Source organism: Alkalihalobacillus phoenicis (genome assembly GCF_047302405.1).
Taxonomy (GTDB): domain Bacteria; phylum Bacillota; class Bacilli; order Bacillales; family Bacillaceae_D; genus Alkalihalobacillus.
Genome location: NZ_CP154853.1, coordinates 4,051,434 through 4,067,108, shown reverse-complemented (window position 1 = coordinate 4,067,108; position 15,675 = coordinate 4,051,434). Strand labels below are relative to the sequence as shown.

Here is a 15,675-nt window from a genome sequence, read left to right as displayed (position 1 = left end):
TGAGGTGATATGATGGGTCCTGGTTGGGTTGTAGGTATTCTTTTAGGGGTAGTATTGTTATTGTTGTTAATAGGTGCTCCTTTAAAGCCGCTAAGGTTTATTGGACAGTTGTCAGTGAGGTTTATTATTGGTGCGTTATTGTTATTCTTTATCAACGTAGTAGGTGCTTCATTTAACTTCCATATTCCGATAAATGGGATTACAACTGCTGTTTCTGGAATTTTAGGTGTTCCAGGAGTCGTTTTACTTATAGTAGTAAAGCAATTAATTTTATAATAAACGGTGAGATAATTCTTTACTGGAGGTTAGTAGAAATCAGCGTTGAGGCGTTGATTTTTTTATTTTATAATATTTTTTAAAAAACTATTGCATGATATTAGATTACTATGGTATATTATTTCTTGTCGCTAAGACGCACAGCAAAAACAACTCATTAAACAAAATATTTTAATGAAAAAAAGTTGTTGACTTGAATGAGTCGAAGTGATATATTAGATAAGTCGCCAATGAGCGAAACAAGTTCTTTGAAAACTGAACAAAAGCCAAGCGAATTAAAGAGATACAAGGTATCTCGTCAATGTTAGTCATTGAGAAATCAATGCAAATGGAACTTCAGTGAAAACTGAAGCTAGCCAGCAAAAATGAGCGAATCAGCTTATCCTTTAACGGAGAGTTTGATCCTGGCTCAGGACGAACGCTGGCGGCGTGCCTAATACATGCAAGTCGAGCGAACCAAAGGGAGCTTGCTCCCAGAGGTTAGCGGCGGACGGGTGAGTAACACGTGGGCAACCTGCCCTGTAGACTGGGATAACATCGAGAAATCGGTGCTAATACCGGATAATCAAAGGAATCACATGGTTCTTTTGTAAAAGATGGCTCCGGCTATCACTACGGGATGGGCCCGCGGCGCATTAGCTAGTTGGTAAGGTAATGGCTTACCAAGGCGACGATGCGTAGCCGACCTGAGAGGGTGATCGGCCACACTGGGACTGAGACACGGCCCAGACTCCTACGGGAGGCAGCAGTAGGGAATCTTCCGCAATGGACGAAAGTCTGACGGAGCAACGCCGCGTGAGTGATGAAGGTTTTCGGATCGTAAAGCTCTGTTGTTAGGGAAGAACAAGTGCCGTTCGAATAGGTCGGCACCTTGACGGTACCTAACCAGAAAGCCACGGCTAACTACGTGCCAGCAGCCGCGGTAATACGTAGGTGGCAAGCGTTGTCCGGAATTATTGGGCGTAAAGCGCGCGCAGGCGGTCTTTTAAGTCTGATGTGAAATATCGGGGCTCAACCCCGAGGGGTCATTGGAAACTGGGAGACTTGAGTACAGAAGAGGAGAGTGGAATTCCACGTGTAGCGGTGAAATGCGTAGATATGTGGAGGAACACCAGTGGCGAAGGCGACTCTCTGGTCTGTAACTGACGCTGAGGCGCGAAAGCGTGGGGAGCAAACAGGATTAGATACCCTGGTAGTCCACGCCGTAAACGATGAGTGCTAGGTGTTAGGGGTTTCGATGCCCTTAGTGCCGAAGTTAACACATTAAGCACTCCGCCTGGGGAGTACGGCCGCAAGGCTGAAACTCAAAGGAATTGACGGGGGCCCGCACAAGCAGTGGAGCATGTGGTTTAATTCGAAGCAACGCGAAGAACCTTACCAGGTCTTGACATCCTTTGACCACTCTAGAGATAGAGCTTTCCCCTTCGGGGGACAAAGTGACAGGTGGTGCATGGTTGTCGTCAGCTCGTGTCGTGAGATGTTGGGTTAAGTCCCGCAACGAGCGCAACCCTTGATCTTAGTTGCCAGCATTAAGTTGGGCACTCTAAGGTGACTGCCGGTGACAAACCGGAGGAAGGTGGGGATGACGTCAAATCATCATGCCCCTTATGACCTGGGCTACACACGTGCTACAATGGATGGTACAAAGGGCAGCAAAACCGCGAGGTCGAGCCAATCCCATAAAGCCATTCTCAGTTCGGATTGTAGGCTGCAACTCGCCTACATGAAGCCGGAATTGCTAGTAATCGCGGATCAGCATGCCGCGGTGAATACGTTCCCGGGCCTTGTACACACCGCCCGTCACACCACGAGAGTTTGTAACACCCGAAGTCGGTGGGGTAACCTTTTGGAGCCAGCCGCCTAAGGTGGGACAGATGATTGGGGTGAAGTCGTAACAAGGTAGCCGTATCGGAAGGTGCGGCTGGATCACCTCCTTTCTATGGAGTATTTAACTCTAGTCGAACTTATACATCTTTGATGTGTAAGGCGCTTCGGTCTTTTTGTTCAGTTTTGAAAGAGCTAATCTTTCAAATTTAAAACAGCTAAGACGTTTGAGAATATCGAACATCTAAGTCTGTTGGCAAGAAGCAACAAGGAGTTCGAGGACATGAAATTCTGGAGACTCGGAGCGTGCTTTAGCACGTGAGAATCGGAAGAAGGAAATGGACGAAGAAATCCGCCGTTGATTCGCAGCCAAGTGGTTCTTTGAAAACTAGATAATAAGATAAACATGATTAATTCATCGGAGTCTATAACGATAGACGAACGAGAATGTCAAGAATTCATATCAAACCTTTGATAATACGACCAACGAGATTCGAGCAATCGAAAATCGGAAGTCAAATTTGGCAAAAAGCAACAAGGAGATCGAGGAAACGAAGCTTCGAAAGAATGGAGCGTACACCCGTACGTGACATGACTGAGAAGGTGAAGTGGACGAAGAAATCCGCCGTTGATTTGCAGCCGAAATGGTTAAGTTAGAAAGGGCGCACGGTGAATGCCTTGGCACTAGGAGCCGAAGAAGGACGCGACGAACGGCGAAACGCCTCGGGGAGCTGTAAGTAAGCTTTGAACCGGGGATATCCGAATGGGGGAACCCACCATCTTTAATAGGATGGTATCCATATCTGAATACATAGGGTATGAGAAGGCAGACCTGGGGAACTGAAACATCTAAGTACCCAGAGGAAGAGAAAGCAAATGCGATTTCCTGAGTAGCGGCGAGCGAAACGGAAACAGCCCAAACCAAGAGGCTTGCCTCTTGGGGTTGTAGGACACTCTATACGGAGTCAAAAAGAAACGAAGTAGGTGAAGCGACCTGGAAAGGTCCGTCGAAGAGGGTAACAACCCCGTAGCTGAAACTTCGTTTCCTCCAGAGTGGATCCTGAGTACGGCGGGACACGTGAAACCCCGTCGGAATCCGGGAGGACCATCTCCCAAGGCTAAATACTCCCTAGTGACCGATAGTGAACCAGTACCGTGAGGGAAAGGTGAAAAGCACCCCGGAAGGGGAGTGAAAGAGATCCTGAAACCGTGTGCCTACAACTAGTTGGAGCCCGTTAATGGGTGACAGCGTGCCTTTTGTAGAATGAACCGGCGAGTTACGATGTCGTGCAAGGTTAAGCTGATAAAGCGGAGCCGTAGCGAAAGCGAGTCTGAATAGGGCGAATGAGTACGCCGTCGTAGACCCGAAACCGTGTGATCTACCCATGTCCAGGGTGAAGTTCAGGTAACACTGAATGGAGGCCCGAACCCACGCATGTTGAAAAATGCGGGGATGAGGTGTGGGTAGGGGTGAAATGCCAATCGAACTCGGAAATAGCTGGTTCTCCCCGAAATAGCTTTAGGGCTAGCCTCGAGGTGAGAGTATTGGAGGTAGAGCACTGATTGGACTAGGGGTCCCCACAGGATTACCGAATTCAGTCAAACTCCGAATGCCAATTACTTATCCTCGGGAGTCAGACTGCGAGTGCTAAGATCCGTAGTCAAGAGGGAAACAGCCCAGACCATCAGCTAAGGTCCCCAAGTATACGTTAAGTGGAAAAGGATGTGGAGTTGCTTAGACAACCAGGATGTTGGCTTAGAAGCAGCCACCATTTAAAGAGTGCGTAATAGCTCACTGGTCGAGTGACTCTGCGCCGAAAATGTACCGGGGCTAAACGTATCACCGAAGCTATGGATTTACACCTTCAGGTGTAAGTGGTAGGGGAGCGTTCTAAATGCAGCGAAGTCAGATCGTGAGGACTGGTGGAGCGTTTAGAAGTGAGAATGCCGGTATGAGTAGCGAAAAGAGGGGTGAGAATCCCCTCCGTCGAAAGCCCAAGGTTTCCTGAGGAAGGCTCGTCCGCTCAGGGTTAGTCGGGACCTAAGCCGAGGCTGAAAAGCGTAGGCGATGGACAACAGGTTGAAATTCCTGTACCACCTCCTCACCGTTTGAGTAATGGGGGGACGCAGAAAGATAGGGTAAGCGCACTGATGGATATGTGCGTCCAAGCAGTTAGGCTGAGAAGTAGGCAAATCCGCTTCTCGCGAAGGCTGAGCTGTGATGGCGAGGGAAATTTAGTACCGAAGTTCCTGATTCTACACTGCCAAGAAAAGCCTCTAGCGAGGTGAGAGGTGCCCGTACCGTAAACCGACACAGGTAGGCGAGAAGAGAATTCTAAGACGCTCGGGAGAACTCTCGTTAAGGAACTCGGCAAAATGACCCCGTAACTTCGGGAGAAGGGGTGCTCTATTAAGGTGAATAGCCTGAGAGAGCCGCAGTGAAAAGATCCAAGCGACTGTTTAGCAAAAACACAGGTCTCTGCGAAGCCGCAAGGCGAAGTATAGGGGCTGACACCTGCCCGGTGCTGGAAGGTTAAGAGGAGGGGTTATCCTTCGGGAGAAGCTCTGAATTGAAGCCCCAGTAAACGGCGGCCGTAACTATAACGGTCCTAAGGTAGCGAAATTCCTTGTCGGGTAAGTTCCGACCCGCACGAATGGTGTAACGATTTGGATACTGTCTCAACGAGAGACCCGGTGAAATTATAGTACCTGTGAAGATGCAGGTTACCCGCGACAGGACGGAAAGACCCCATGGAGCTTTACTGTAGCTTGATATTGGATGTTGGTACAGTTTGTACAGGATAGGTAGGAGCCTTGGAAGCCGGAGCGCTAGCTTCGGTGGAGGCGTCGGTGGGATACTACCCTGACTGTGCTGACATTCTAACCTCGGACCGTGATCCGGTTCAGGGACAGTGTCAGGTGGGCAGTTTGACTGGGGCGGTCGCCTCCTAAACAGTAACGGAGGCGCCCAAAGGTTCCCTCAGAATGGTTGGAAATCATTCGTAGAGTGCAAAGGCAAAAGGGAGCTTGACTGCGAGACCTACAAGTCGAGCAGGGACGAAAGTCGGGCTTAGTGATCCGGTGGTTCCGCATGGAAGGGCCATCGCTCAACGGATAAAAGCTACCCTGGGGATAACAGGCTTATCTCCCCCAAGAGTCCACATCGACGGGGAGGTTTGGCACCTCGATGTCGGCTCATCGCATCCTGGGGCTGAAGTAGGTCCCAAGGGTTGGGCTGTTCGCCCATTAAAGCGGTACGCGAGCTGGGTTCAGAACGTCGTGAGACAGTTCGGTCCCTATCCGTCGCGGGCGCAGGAAATTTGAGAGGAGCTGTCCTTAGTACGAGAGGACCGGGATGGACACACCGCTGGTGTACCAGTTGTTCCGCCAGGAGCATCGCTGGGTAGCTACGTGTGGAAGGGATAAGTGCTGAAAGCATCTAAGCATGAAGCCCCCCTCAAGATGAGATTTCCCATGGAGTTAATCCAGTAAGACCCCTTAGAGATGATGAGGTTGATAGGTCTGGTGTGGAAGCGTGGCGACACGTGGAGCTGACAGATACTAATCGGTCGAGGACTTATCCATTATTATTCTTGACATCATGTTTTATCAATTATCTAGTTTTGAGAGAACCCTCTCAACAGTTTGGTGGCGATAGCGAAGAGGTCACACCCGTTCCCATGCCGAACACGGCCGTTAAGCTCTTCAGCGCCAATGGTAGTTGGGGGCTTCCCCCTGCAAGAGTAGGACGTTGCCAGGCGATAAAACACATTCCAGTAGGGATGTGTTTTTTAGTATGCATAAAGAGAACGCTCGGGCGCTGAAGAGCTCTGGCCCGAGAGGGCAGCATCTGCGGAGGATACGCTTCAAAAACGAGAACTTCATGAAAACCCTCATTTGAAAGGCCTCATGAATCAACTAGGAGTCGGGTGCAAGACGAATCGGTTGTCTTCGTGCTGCCTCATGAGAAACATCGAGGAAAAAGCGACGTGCCCCGCTTTCCCGAAGAAGAGAATCGAAGAGGCAGTAGGACGTTGCCAAGCGATAAAGCACATTCCAATAAGGAGTGTGCTTTATTGTGTTTACGGAGTAAGAAGGCGTATTTTAGTCGAACTTTGTATGGTTTATGGGAAAGAAAGACCAACGTCAGAAGTGGAATTATCCTATAAGCTTGCATTTGGGACAAAGGGTGGGCTATTCAGCTGTGATTTGTCCAATAAATAAGGTTTTTAAGACAAAACGGACCTGAACAGCACGAGTTTGTCCAATAAATGAAGCTTTTAAGACAAAGGGAGATCATTCAGCCCTAGTTTGTCCAATAAACCAAAGTTAGAATAGAAAAAAAGATACTAAGGAGATTATAGGTAAGCAACCTAAAGTAAATGGAAATATTAAGGGTGGGATGGAATTATATATAACTTCTCCTCATTGGTTAGGTGCTTCTACAGAAGGTAAAGGTAATTGTTACAGAAAAATTTGTGAATCAGACGATATTTTTTGATTTTCTAAATGATAATCAAATCGTTGCCATTATAGTCTGTGTCAAACAGCTTATTCCTTTTTTAAAGGGATAGGCACTTAATTGCAACTTTGTGAATAAGGTTAATCAAAGGGGAAAAAAGGAGAAAGAATGGTAAGAACGGAATTTTTCAAAAAAATTATGTATGAAAATTTAGAAATTTGCCGACAATGATGCTGGGGGTGTTTTAATGAAAAAAACCGGAGTCATTCAATTGCGGCTTGGTGAAGTTTGTATGATTTGCGAAAAGCCACAAAAAGCAGGAATACATGTCATTGATTCTTTTTTATGTGAGGCGTGTGAACGGAAGATTATAAACTCTAATACGAGTGATTTGGATTATAGTCATTACTTACATCAGATGAAAAAAATCCATTCTCATAGTGAATTAAACTAGAGACCATTTTCTTAACTGAAAGTGGTTTTTTCTTGTGTGCCCTGTATTTTTTCTCACTTCTGAGCAAACGCCCTTCGCTTTTCTAGGTCGAGTTGCGGTCAGCAGGAACTCGGGAAAAACCGCCCACCCTTAGAAAGTCAAAAAGCGACTTTCACGGCTGTTCTAATTTTTCCTCATTCCTAACCGCTGCCCTTCGCTTTTCTTTGTCCAGCTGCGGGCGTTAGAAGCTCGAGAAAAATCGGTCTGTCTATAAAGCCAAAAAGCGGCTTTTTAGCCAGCCCTATATTTTTTCTCACTTCTAAGCAAACGCCCTTCGCTTTTCTTTGTATATGCTCGGGGTGGGGGTTTCATATATAATAGTAGAAAAGAGAGTAAGGAAATGATGTGAATAGATGAGGACGCCATTAATTGATACGATACAGAAGCATCGTGAGAAACAGTCCGTTTCCTTTCATGTACCTGGACATAAAAATGGGGCGGTATATCCGAAAGAACTGTCAGATTTTCAGACGATGATGAGTTATGATGTAACCGAAATTGAAGGGTTGGATGATTTACATGATCCACAAGGTCCCATACTAGAAAGTGAAAAGCTGCTTGCTTCTTTCTATGGGACCAAAAAATCCTATTATCTTGTGAATGGTTCAACGGTTGGAAATTTAGCAATGGTTTATGCTTTTTTTCAAAAAGGGGATTATGTGTTTGTTCAACGTAATTGCCATAAATCCGTTCTAAATGCGATCAAAGTAAGAGAAGTCGTCCCTGTATTCCTTGAACCTGAGTATGATGAGCTGACGGGGCAAGCAGTCGGTATAGCTTCCTCAACCCTTGAGTCAGCGTTGAAAAAGTTTCCTGACTCAAAGGGAGTTATTTTTACATACCCTAATTATTATGGAGTCAGTTTATCGCTAAAACCGCTTATTCAAATAGCAAAAGAATCTGATTTAAAAGTAATAGTTGATGAAGCACATGGGGCTCATTTTATTTTGGGAGATCCTTTTCCACCATCGGCGATTACATTAGGGGCAGATATGGTTGTGCAATCAGCTCATAAAATGTTACCTGCATTGACGATGTCAGCCTATTTACATGTCTCTCATTCAGTGAATAATGAGGAAACGAAGAAACTTCAACAAGCGTTAGCTATTTTTCAATCAAGTAGCCCTTCCTATCTTCTGCTCGTTTCTTTAGAAGGGGCAAGAGCTTTTTTACAATCTTTAAAAAAGGAAGATGTTGAGACTGTTATAGCAGGGGTAGAGCGGTTAAAGGACGAATTAAATAGTATTCCGCAATTGGAAGTGGCTCAATATGAGAACTCAAGCTTACAAAGCGATCCATTAAAGGTTACAATAAGATCAAAGACTAACTTAACGGGTTTTGAATTGCAGCGCCTCTTTTCAGAATATAAGTTGGAGACAGAGTTAGCAGATGAGTATCACGTATTGCTCGTATGCGGATTTGTCGCTCCAGCGAATCAAGCGATAATGAATATTTCGTTATTAAGAGAGCGATTAAAGTCAAAGCCCGTCATTGAGAAACATAAAATGAAAGTCGAACAACGGGCAGAAAAGATTTCAACCCTACAGTTATTAGAGACAGAACGTTACGAAACAACGGTCTCAAAATGGAATGAGGCGGTAGGTAAAGTGGCAGCAGAGACGGTCATCCCTTATCCACCAGGAATTCCTATATTGTATCCAGGGGAAAAAATTCAAAAGTCCGTACTAGAACAAATAGAACGATTAGCAAAAGCAGGAGCAAGATTTCAAGGTTATGATGCTGAAAGAGATAGTATTTTGACAATAGATTTGGAGGAAGTGTGATGTTAAAAGGCTGGTTTATTACAGTCGAAGGAGGAGAAGGTGCTGGTAAAACAACAATTGTTGATAAAATTGAGCATTTTTTAACAGATGAAGGGTTAGATGTTGTGAGAACGAGAGAACCCGGTGGGATTAAAATCGCCGAAAAAATTCGTGAAGTCATTTTAGATGTAACTCATACAGAAATGGATGAGCGGACAGAGGCGTTATTGTATGCCGCCGCTAGAAGGCAGCATTTAGTGGAAAAGGTGTTGCCGGCATTAGAAGCGGGTAAAGTAGTCATATGTGATAGATTTATTGATAGCAGCTTAGCTTATCAAGGTTATGCGAGAGGAATTGGCGTCGACGAAGTACTCTCAATTAATGAGTTTGCAGTGGAAGGGCATCTACCAGAGTTAACGTTGTTTTTTAAAATTAATCCTGAGGTCGGGTTAGCGAGAATTTCACGTGATAAAAACCGAGAAGTCAATCGGTTGGATAAAGAGAAATTAGACTTTCACAAAAAAGTGAAAGAAGGATATGATAAAGTAAACGAAATGTATCGTTCACGAATAGCGGTAATTGATGCCGAGCAAACAGTAGAGCATGTGTATCAACAAGTGATTCATGTGATTACGGCTCATGAGAAATTTAAAACGTTAAAGGAGATGGGGTAAAGATGAAACTTGTGATGGCTGTTGTACAAGATAAGGATAGTAATCGTTTGTCAGATGCGTTAATAGAAGCGGACTTTAGAGCAACTAAGCTGGCGAGTACGGGCGGATTTTTAAAAGCGGGAAATACGACTTTTTTGATTGGGACTGAAGACGAAAAGGTTGAAGGTTTAATGGAAATTATTAAAGAAAATTGTAAGAGCAGAGAGCAGCTTGTCGCACCCATTTCTCCTATGGGTGGAAATGCCGATTCATATGTACCATACCCAGTTGAGGTGCAAGTAGGTGGAGCAACGGTTTTTGTGCTTCCTGTTGAGCAATTTGAACAGTTTTAAAGGGTGATTATATGAATAGAACTTGGGCGGACTTAGAAAAAACACAACCAAAAGTCGTTAAGATGTTAAAGCGTAGTTTGGAGAAGAACCGACTCGCTCATGCATATTTATTGGAAGGAAGTAAAGGGACGGGAAAATTAGCCGTAGCTCTTCAGTTAGCGAAGAGCTTCTTTTGTCAAAATAGACAAGCTACCGCAGCCGAGCCTTGTTTAACTTGTGTGGACTGCACCCGAATTGAGCATGGAAACCATCCTGATATTCATATGATCGAACCAGATGGTTTATCGATCAAAAAACAACAAGTAGAGCACTTACAAAAGGAATTCACTTATCGTGGGATGGAATCAAAAAAGAAGGTCTATTTAGTGCAGGATGCTGATAAAATGACTTCAAGTGCAGCAAATAGTTTACTTAAATTTCTTGAAGAGCCTGAGGCACCGACTCTTGCCTTGCTTTTAACAGAAAAAGGGCAAGCGATTTTACCAACGATCCAATCAAGAAGTCAGCAGCTGACGTTTTCGCCTTTACCTCGTGATGAGTTTGTTGCGAGGTTAAGAGAACAAGAGCTTTCAGAAGGGATTTCCAATATATTGGGAAGTCTGACAACAAGTTTTGATGAAGCGATTGAATTAACTAATGGTGATTGGATTGCACAAGCAAGGACCGTAGTGATACAATTAATGCAGGAGCTATATGATAGACCTAATCAAGCGTTTTTTACTGTTCAAGAGAAATGGGTTCCACTATTTAAAGAGAAAAAGGAGCAGGAGCTTGGTCTGGATATGATACTCTTATGGTTGAGAGACCTTTTATATACACAGGTCGGCAAGGAAGTGGAGACCTTCGTTGACCAAACTAATTTATTGCAACAACAAGCACTCTCTAGTTCGCAAGAGAAATTAAGTAAAAGCATGGCGGCTGTAATAGAGGCAAAACAGTACTTACATGCTAATGTTAATTCACAGCTTTTGATGGAGAAGCTGTTGCTTGACATACAGGAGGGATAACGGTTTGCATCAGGTTGTAGGTGTCCGTTTTAAAAAAGCAGGCAAAATCTATTATTTTTCCCCAGGGGAATTCGAACTGGAAAAAGGGGAAGCGGTTATTGTGGAGACTGCCCGTGGTATCGAGTACGGGCGTGTCGTTATTGGGGTAAAGACAGTAGGTACAGAAGATGTTGTTTTACCGTTAAAGCAAGTTATACGAATTGCAACAGCTAAAGATAAATTAACGGTTCAAGAGAATCGTGAAGCTGCACGTAATGCTTTAGGTGTCTGTACGGAAAAGATACAAGAGCATAAACTAGATATGAAGCTAGTAGATGTTGAATATACATTTGATCGAAATAAAGTTTTATTTTATTTTACAGCGGATGGAAGAATTGATTTCCGTGAGCTTGTTAAAGATTTGGCAGCGATCTTCCGGACGAGAATCGAATTAAGACAAATTGGGGTTCGAGACGAAGCTAAGATGCTTGGTGGAATTGGCCCTTGTGGTCGTGTGTTATGTTGCTCATCTTTTTTAGGTGATTTTGAACCCGTTTCAATTAAGATGGCAAAGGATCAAAACCTCTCGTTAAATCCTGCGAAAATATCGGGATTATGTGGAAGGCTTATGTGTTGCTTGAAATATGAGAATGATATGTATGAAACGGCTAAACAGGAGCTACCTGATGTCGGTAAAAAGATCTCGACCCCTGATGGTATCGGGAAGGTAATTGGCTTAAATATTCTGGAGCAAATAGTTCAAGTAGAACTATTTGAAGGTGAGAGAGTATTAGAGTTTACCTTGGATGAGCTAGTGAACCGAAAGGCAGCAGCTGAAGCCGCAGAATAATGAGGTGGAAAAGACGTGGACAAAAAGGCAATTTTTACTGAGGTGAGCAATATTGAGGTGCGAATTGGGGAGCTTCATCATGAAATGGGTGAATTGAAAAAACAGCTGGCCCATCTTTTAGAAGAAAATCAAGCATTAAAGATGGAAAATGAAAAATTGAGAGAGAGACTTGATTCTCAAACGGAACGAACAACAACGGCGAAAAAAGAGAAAAAGAAAACGGTTGTTGGTGAAGGATATGATAACTTAGCTCGCTTGTACCAGGAAGGCTTTCATATTTGTAATACTCATTATGGAAGTATTCGTTCTGATGGTGATGATTGCTTGTTTTGCCTGTCCTTTTTACATCAAAAATAAATCTATGTCTACCTCAAAGGGTCCTCCAATTATAAGGAGGACTTTTTTCCACTTTAAGATAGTTAAACCATACAAAAAAAGGAATGCTTTTGTTATGAGGTTAAACTAAAAATATGGTCTAAAATTATTTATGATATATAAGAAGTAATAGATAAGTTCCTATTATGAAAAGAATAAACGATGACAAAGATAGTAAAAAGTGAGGAAAAAGTAAGATGGAAAAAATAACAAAGGATGAACGACTTGATTATATTAGTGGAACGGACTTAAAAATTATTCAAAGCCCTTCTGTCTTTTCATTTTCAATCGATGCGATTCTTTTAGGGAAATTTGTACGAGTTCCTATTCAGAAGGGAGCTATTCTTGATCTTTGTACTGGCAATGGGGTCATTGCTCTTTTGTTAACAACTCGAACGAAGGCGACGATTGTTGGAGTTGAGCTCCAAGAACGACTAATTGATTATGCTCTCCGAAATCGACAGTTGAACGAAAGAGAGGAACAAGTACAATTTGTCCAGGCCGATTTAAACCATTTACCAGCTTCTCTTCAAAAAAAGAAATATGATGTGGTGACGTGTAATCCTCCTTATTTTGAGGCGGGACAAGCACTAGAAAAGAATCTGAATGAGCATCATGCCTTAGCAAGACATGAAATTGCTTGTACACTTGATGATGTTATTCGAGTGTGTAGTGAGCAAGTAAAGTATAAAGGGAAAGTGGCAATTGTTCACCGACCAGAGCGGTTAGCAGATATTTTGGAAAAGATGAGAGCGTATCGGCTTGAACCAAAAAGAATGCAGCTGATTCATCCGAAAGAAGGAAAACCAGCCAATATGGTCTTAATTGAAGCCATAAAGGAAGGACAGCCAGGCTTGGAAACGCTTTACCCGATTACGATTTTAAATCAGTCAGGTGGATACTCAGACGCTTTTAAAGAGGTGTATATCGAACAATGACATCTCATGTTGTATATGTGTTAGAATGTGCGGATGGTAGCTGGTATACAGGATATACAAATCATTTTGAGAAGCGATTAAAGAGACATGAAGAAGGAAAAGGAGCCAAATATACGCGAGGAAGAGGCCCTTTTAAAGTGATCCATGTAACGGAATACGAAACAAAATCAGAAGCATTAAAAGCAGAATATGCATTTAAGCGATTATCTAGAAAAGAGAAAGAACGATTGATTTATAGTGAAAAGGGTGATTTCTATGAAAGAACAGACGAGTTTTAAAGAGGAAGGCAAAATAGGAACGCTTTATCTTGTTCCGACACCGATTGGGAATTTGGAAGATATGACGTTTCGAGCGATTCGTATGTTGAAGGAAGCAAATGTGATTGCTTGTGAAGATACTCGCCAAACAAAGAAGTTATGTAATCATTATGAAATTGAAACAAGTTTATTTAGTTATCATGAACATAATAAAGCTAAAGCAGGCGAACAACTTTTGAAAAGGTTGCAATTAGGGGAAACAATCGCTTTAGTTAGTGATGCAGGGATGCCAGCCATATCTGATCCTGGTTATGATTTAGTGCAACTCGTATTGAAGGAAACGGATATTCCAGTCATCTCTTTACCGGGGGCAAATGCTGCTTTAACAAGTCTAATTGCTTCTGGTTTACCGTCCGAACAATTCCAGTTTGTCGGCTTTTTACCAAGACAAAAGAAACGAAGGCAGGAAGTATTAGAAGAAATTCAATATCACAAGGCGACCTTGCTTTTTTATGAAGCTCCGCACCGTTTAAAAGAAACCCTTCTTGCTTTATATGAACATTTGGGCAATCGGCGCTTGTCTATTTGCCGAGAATTAACGAAACGATTTGAAGAGTATCAAAGAGGGACGTTAGAGGAAGCCCTGCAATGGGTCGAGCAAGGAGTAGTGAAAGGGGAATTTTGTCTTGTTGTGGAAGGAGCAAATGAAGAAGCCGAACAGGAAAATAAATGGTGGGAGGCACTTTCATCGGTCCAACATGTCGACCATTATATTTCTTTAGGTATGACCTCAAAACAAGCGATAAAACAAGTGGCCGAAGAACGTGATGAGCCTAAAAGGGAGATTTATCAACAATATCATCAATAAATAGGTAAAACGAGAGGAGTAGAGGCTATGTGAATAACACCTCTTGTTTCACCTACCTCAAAAGAAAAAAGACTCTGATTTAAAAAATCGAGTCTTTGGGTGTCATCATAATAAATTAAGCTTCCGTTTTTGCAACGTAATCTTCAAGGCTTTTTAGGATTTCTTTTGCACCTTCGGGGCTTAAAATAATCTTTCCGCCACCGATAGATAGGTTATCATCAGATACTTCACCAGTAATTTGGCAAGTCATGTTTGGCTTGTACTTTTTAAGGATAATACGATCATTATCAACATAAATTTCTAAAGCGTCTTTTTCAGCAATATCAAGTGTACGACGTAGTTCAATTGGAATAACTACACGTCCTAATTCATCAACTTTACGAACGATACCTGTAGATTTCATTTAAATCGTCTCCTCTCAGACTATTAAAATTTATTTTTATTGTGTCATTATTCGACATTTTTCTATCTGAACTAAGAATACCAACGTTTCCAAAACAAGTCAATTAATATTTCTTGAATTCCGTATATTTTTTATGAAAACTTTATAAGGAAGGGTAAAAAAAACCTTTATATATAAGTATTTTCATAGTGAGAGGTTGGATAAAATTGTTAAAAATTAACCAAGACTTTTTAGATAAGATAAAGAAAGTGAACCTATCATTTCGACAAAAATATAAGTCTACTAATACAGATAAATTTAATATTCGACAAAAATTGACTGAATCAAATGTGGATATTCGACAAATATCAACATTTGACAACGAGTCTTTAAGTGTTTGGCTAGGTGGTGGATTGTTAGGAGCTGTAGATGGATCGGTTAATCAAACGAAAGGGGAACCGCCCCATCTAATTTATTTTTTCCAAGCACTGGCTAAAACGACGACTGGGTATGAATGTTTTGTATCGGATGTTTATTTTCCATTATTAGATGATGAAAGGATGGAGGAGGAGGAACTAGAAGATACGAAAAAGAAACGCTCGCATCTACTAGCCAAACAAGAACTAACTGCGGCCTATCAGTTAATAGAAGTGCAAAATTTGAAAGTATTAATGATGGATGGGGCTCTCTATCATTACCGGATTGATGCTCCATTAGAATGGGACAAATTAAAAGAAAAGGCATTAGCCGATCACGTCTTACTTGTTGGGGTCTCAGAGGAGATTACGACTAGTAACTTAGTTCGACTTGAGGCGTTTCAGTCGTTGAAGCAAGATGGTTATACATATGATCGTGATTTGCTTTTTGGCGTTCTTCATCAAGGAGAAGCTATTTATATAGAAGAAATCCAACATAAAGCTGGTTTACAATCCGTTTGGATGAGGTTAGGAGCAGACCCTCAAATAACGGGATTTGATATGTTGGATGAACAAGCTGAGCATAAATGGGAAATGGCTCGTCTATTAGCGACACTAACCCCTAAAAACGGGAGAGGGATTCCTTTTTGGCTTGATCATATTGACCGTGAAGTACGGGTAACCGATAAACTAGTTGAGGCCTTAGTCGAACAATATATTGATCCGGAATTGAAACAGCGATTTTTAAGTAAAAAAAGACAAGGAAGACCATATTAAAG

13 protein-coding genes and 3 rRNA genes are annotated in these 15,675 nt (G+C 42.7%); 15 read left to right on the top strand and 1 reads right to left on the bottom strand.

All coding sequences use genetic code 11. The annotated features are described in order from the left end of the window. The first annotated feature begins 12 nt into the window (after positions 1 to 12). From AA0017_RS19180 to rsmI, 14 genes are all read left to right on the top strand, one after another. On the top strand, positions 13 to 276 hold the full coding sequence (locus AA0017_RS19180) for a pro-sigmaK processing inhibitor BofA family protein (RefSeq protein ID WP_413377050.1): 264 nt from the start codon (positions 13 to 15) through the stop codon (positions 274 to 276). 386 nt (positions 277 to 662) lie between these two features. Further along, positions 663 to 2,213: ribosomal RNA gene (locus tag AA0017_RS19175) — 16S ribosomal RNA — on the top strand. A gap of 533 nt (positions 2,214 to 2,746) precedes the next feature. After that, positions 2,747 to 5,685 (top strand): 23S ribosomal RNA (locus AA0017_RS19170). 59 nt (positions 5,686 to 5,744) lie between these two features. Then, a 5S ribosomal RNA gene (rrf, locus tag AA0017_RS19165) occupies positions 5,745 to 5,860 on the top strand. The 16S, 23S and 5S rRNA genes sit together here, the layout of an rRNA operon. Positions 5,861 to 6,809: 949 nt before the next feature. Beyond that, a complete protein-coding gene (locus AA0017_RS19160; RefSeq protein WP_413377048.1) occupies positions 6,810 to 7,016 on the top strand; it encodes a sigma factor G inhibitor Gin in 207 nt (68 codons plus the stop codon). A gap of 392 nt (positions 7,017 to 7,408) precedes the next feature. Continuing rightward, positions 7,409 to 8,839, top strand: a complete 1,431-nt coding sequence (locus AA0017_RS19155) for an aminotransferase class I/II-fold pyridoxal phosphate-dependent enzyme (RefSeq protein ID WP_413377046.1) — start codon at positions 7,409 to 7,411, stop codon at positions 8,837 to 8,839. After that, complete coding sequence (gene tmk, locus AA0017_RS19150; RefSeq protein WP_413377044.1) at positions 8,839 to 9,492, top strand: dTMP kinase; 654 nt, start codon at positions 8,839 to 8,841, stop codon at positions 9,490 to 9,492. Before AA0017_RS19155 ends, tmk begins: the two co-directional genes overlap by 1 nt. A gap of 2 nt (positions 9,493 to 9,494) precedes the next feature. Next, entirely contained in the window at positions 9,495 to 9,824 is a 330-nt protein-coding gene (locus AA0017_RS19145) for a cyclic-di-AMP receptor (RefSeq protein ID WP_413377042.1), read from the top strand. An 11-nt stretch (positions 9,825 to 9,835) separates the two neighbouring features. Further along, complete coding sequence (holB, locus tag AA0017_RS19140; RefSeq protein ID WP_413377040.1) at positions 9,836 to 10,831, top strand: DNA polymerase III subunit delta'; 996 nt, start codon at positions 9,836 to 9,838, stop codon at positions 10,829 to 10,831. 4 nt (positions 10,832 to 10,835) lie between these two features. Further along, positions 10,836 to 11,660, top strand: a complete 825-nt coding sequence (locus AA0017_RS19135; protein WP_413377038.1) for a stage 0 sporulation family protein — start codon at positions 10,836 to 10,838, stop codon at positions 11,658 to 11,660. A 15-nt stretch (positions 11,661 to 11,675) separates the two neighbouring features. Then, positions 11,676 to 12,017, top strand: coding sequence for a DNA replication initiation control protein YabA (gene yabA / locus AA0017_RS19130; protein ID WP_413377037.1), 342 nt, complete (start codon positions 11,676 to 11,678; stop codon positions 12,015 to 12,017). Between the two features lie 215 nt (positions 12,018 to 12,232). Then, the gene (locus AA0017_RS19125) at positions 12,233 to 12,973 is read left to right on the top strand and encodes a tRNA1(Val) (adenine(37)-N6)-methyltransferase (RefSeq protein ID WP_413377035.1); all 741 of its coding nucleotides are present in this window, start codon (positions 12,233 to 12,235) and stop codon (positions 12,971 to 12,973) included. Continuing rightward, complete coding sequence (locus tag AA0017_RS19120; RefSeq protein WP_413377033.1) at positions 12,970 to 13,251, top strand: GIY-YIG nuclease family protein; 282 nt, start codon at positions 12,970 to 12,972, stop codon at positions 13,249 to 13,251. Before AA0017_RS19125 ends, AA0017_RS19120 begins: the two co-directional genes overlap by 4 nt. Continuing rightward, entirely contained in the window at positions 13,229 to 14,098 is an 870-nt protein-coding gene (gene rsmI, locus AA0017_RS19115) for a 16S rRNA (cytidine(1402)-2'-O)-methyltransferase (protein ID WP_413377031.1), read from the top strand. Before AA0017_RS19120 ends, rsmI begins: the two co-directional genes overlap by 23 nt. Before the next feature lie 115 nt (positions 14,099 to 14,213). Here rsmI and AA0017_RS19110 read toward each other — a convergent pair whose 3' ends face one another. Beyond that, positions 14,214 to 14,501: an AbrB/MazE/SpoVT family DNA-binding domain-containing protein gene (locus AA0017_RS19110; RefSeq protein WP_003320844.1), complete on the bottom strand. Its 288-nt coding sequence runs from the start codon at positions 14,499 to 14,501 to the stop codon at positions 14,214 to 14,216. 206 nt (positions 14,502 to 14,707) lie between these two features. Between AA0017_RS19110 and AA0017_RS19105 the strand changes: the two genes are divergently transcribed. Then, a complete protein-coding gene (locus AA0017_RS19105; RefSeq protein ID WP_413377028.1) occupies positions 14,708 to 15,673 on the top strand; it encodes a DNA double-strand break repair nuclease NurA in 966 nt (321 codons plus the stop codon). Positions 15,674 to 15,675 lie beyond the last annotated feature (2 nt).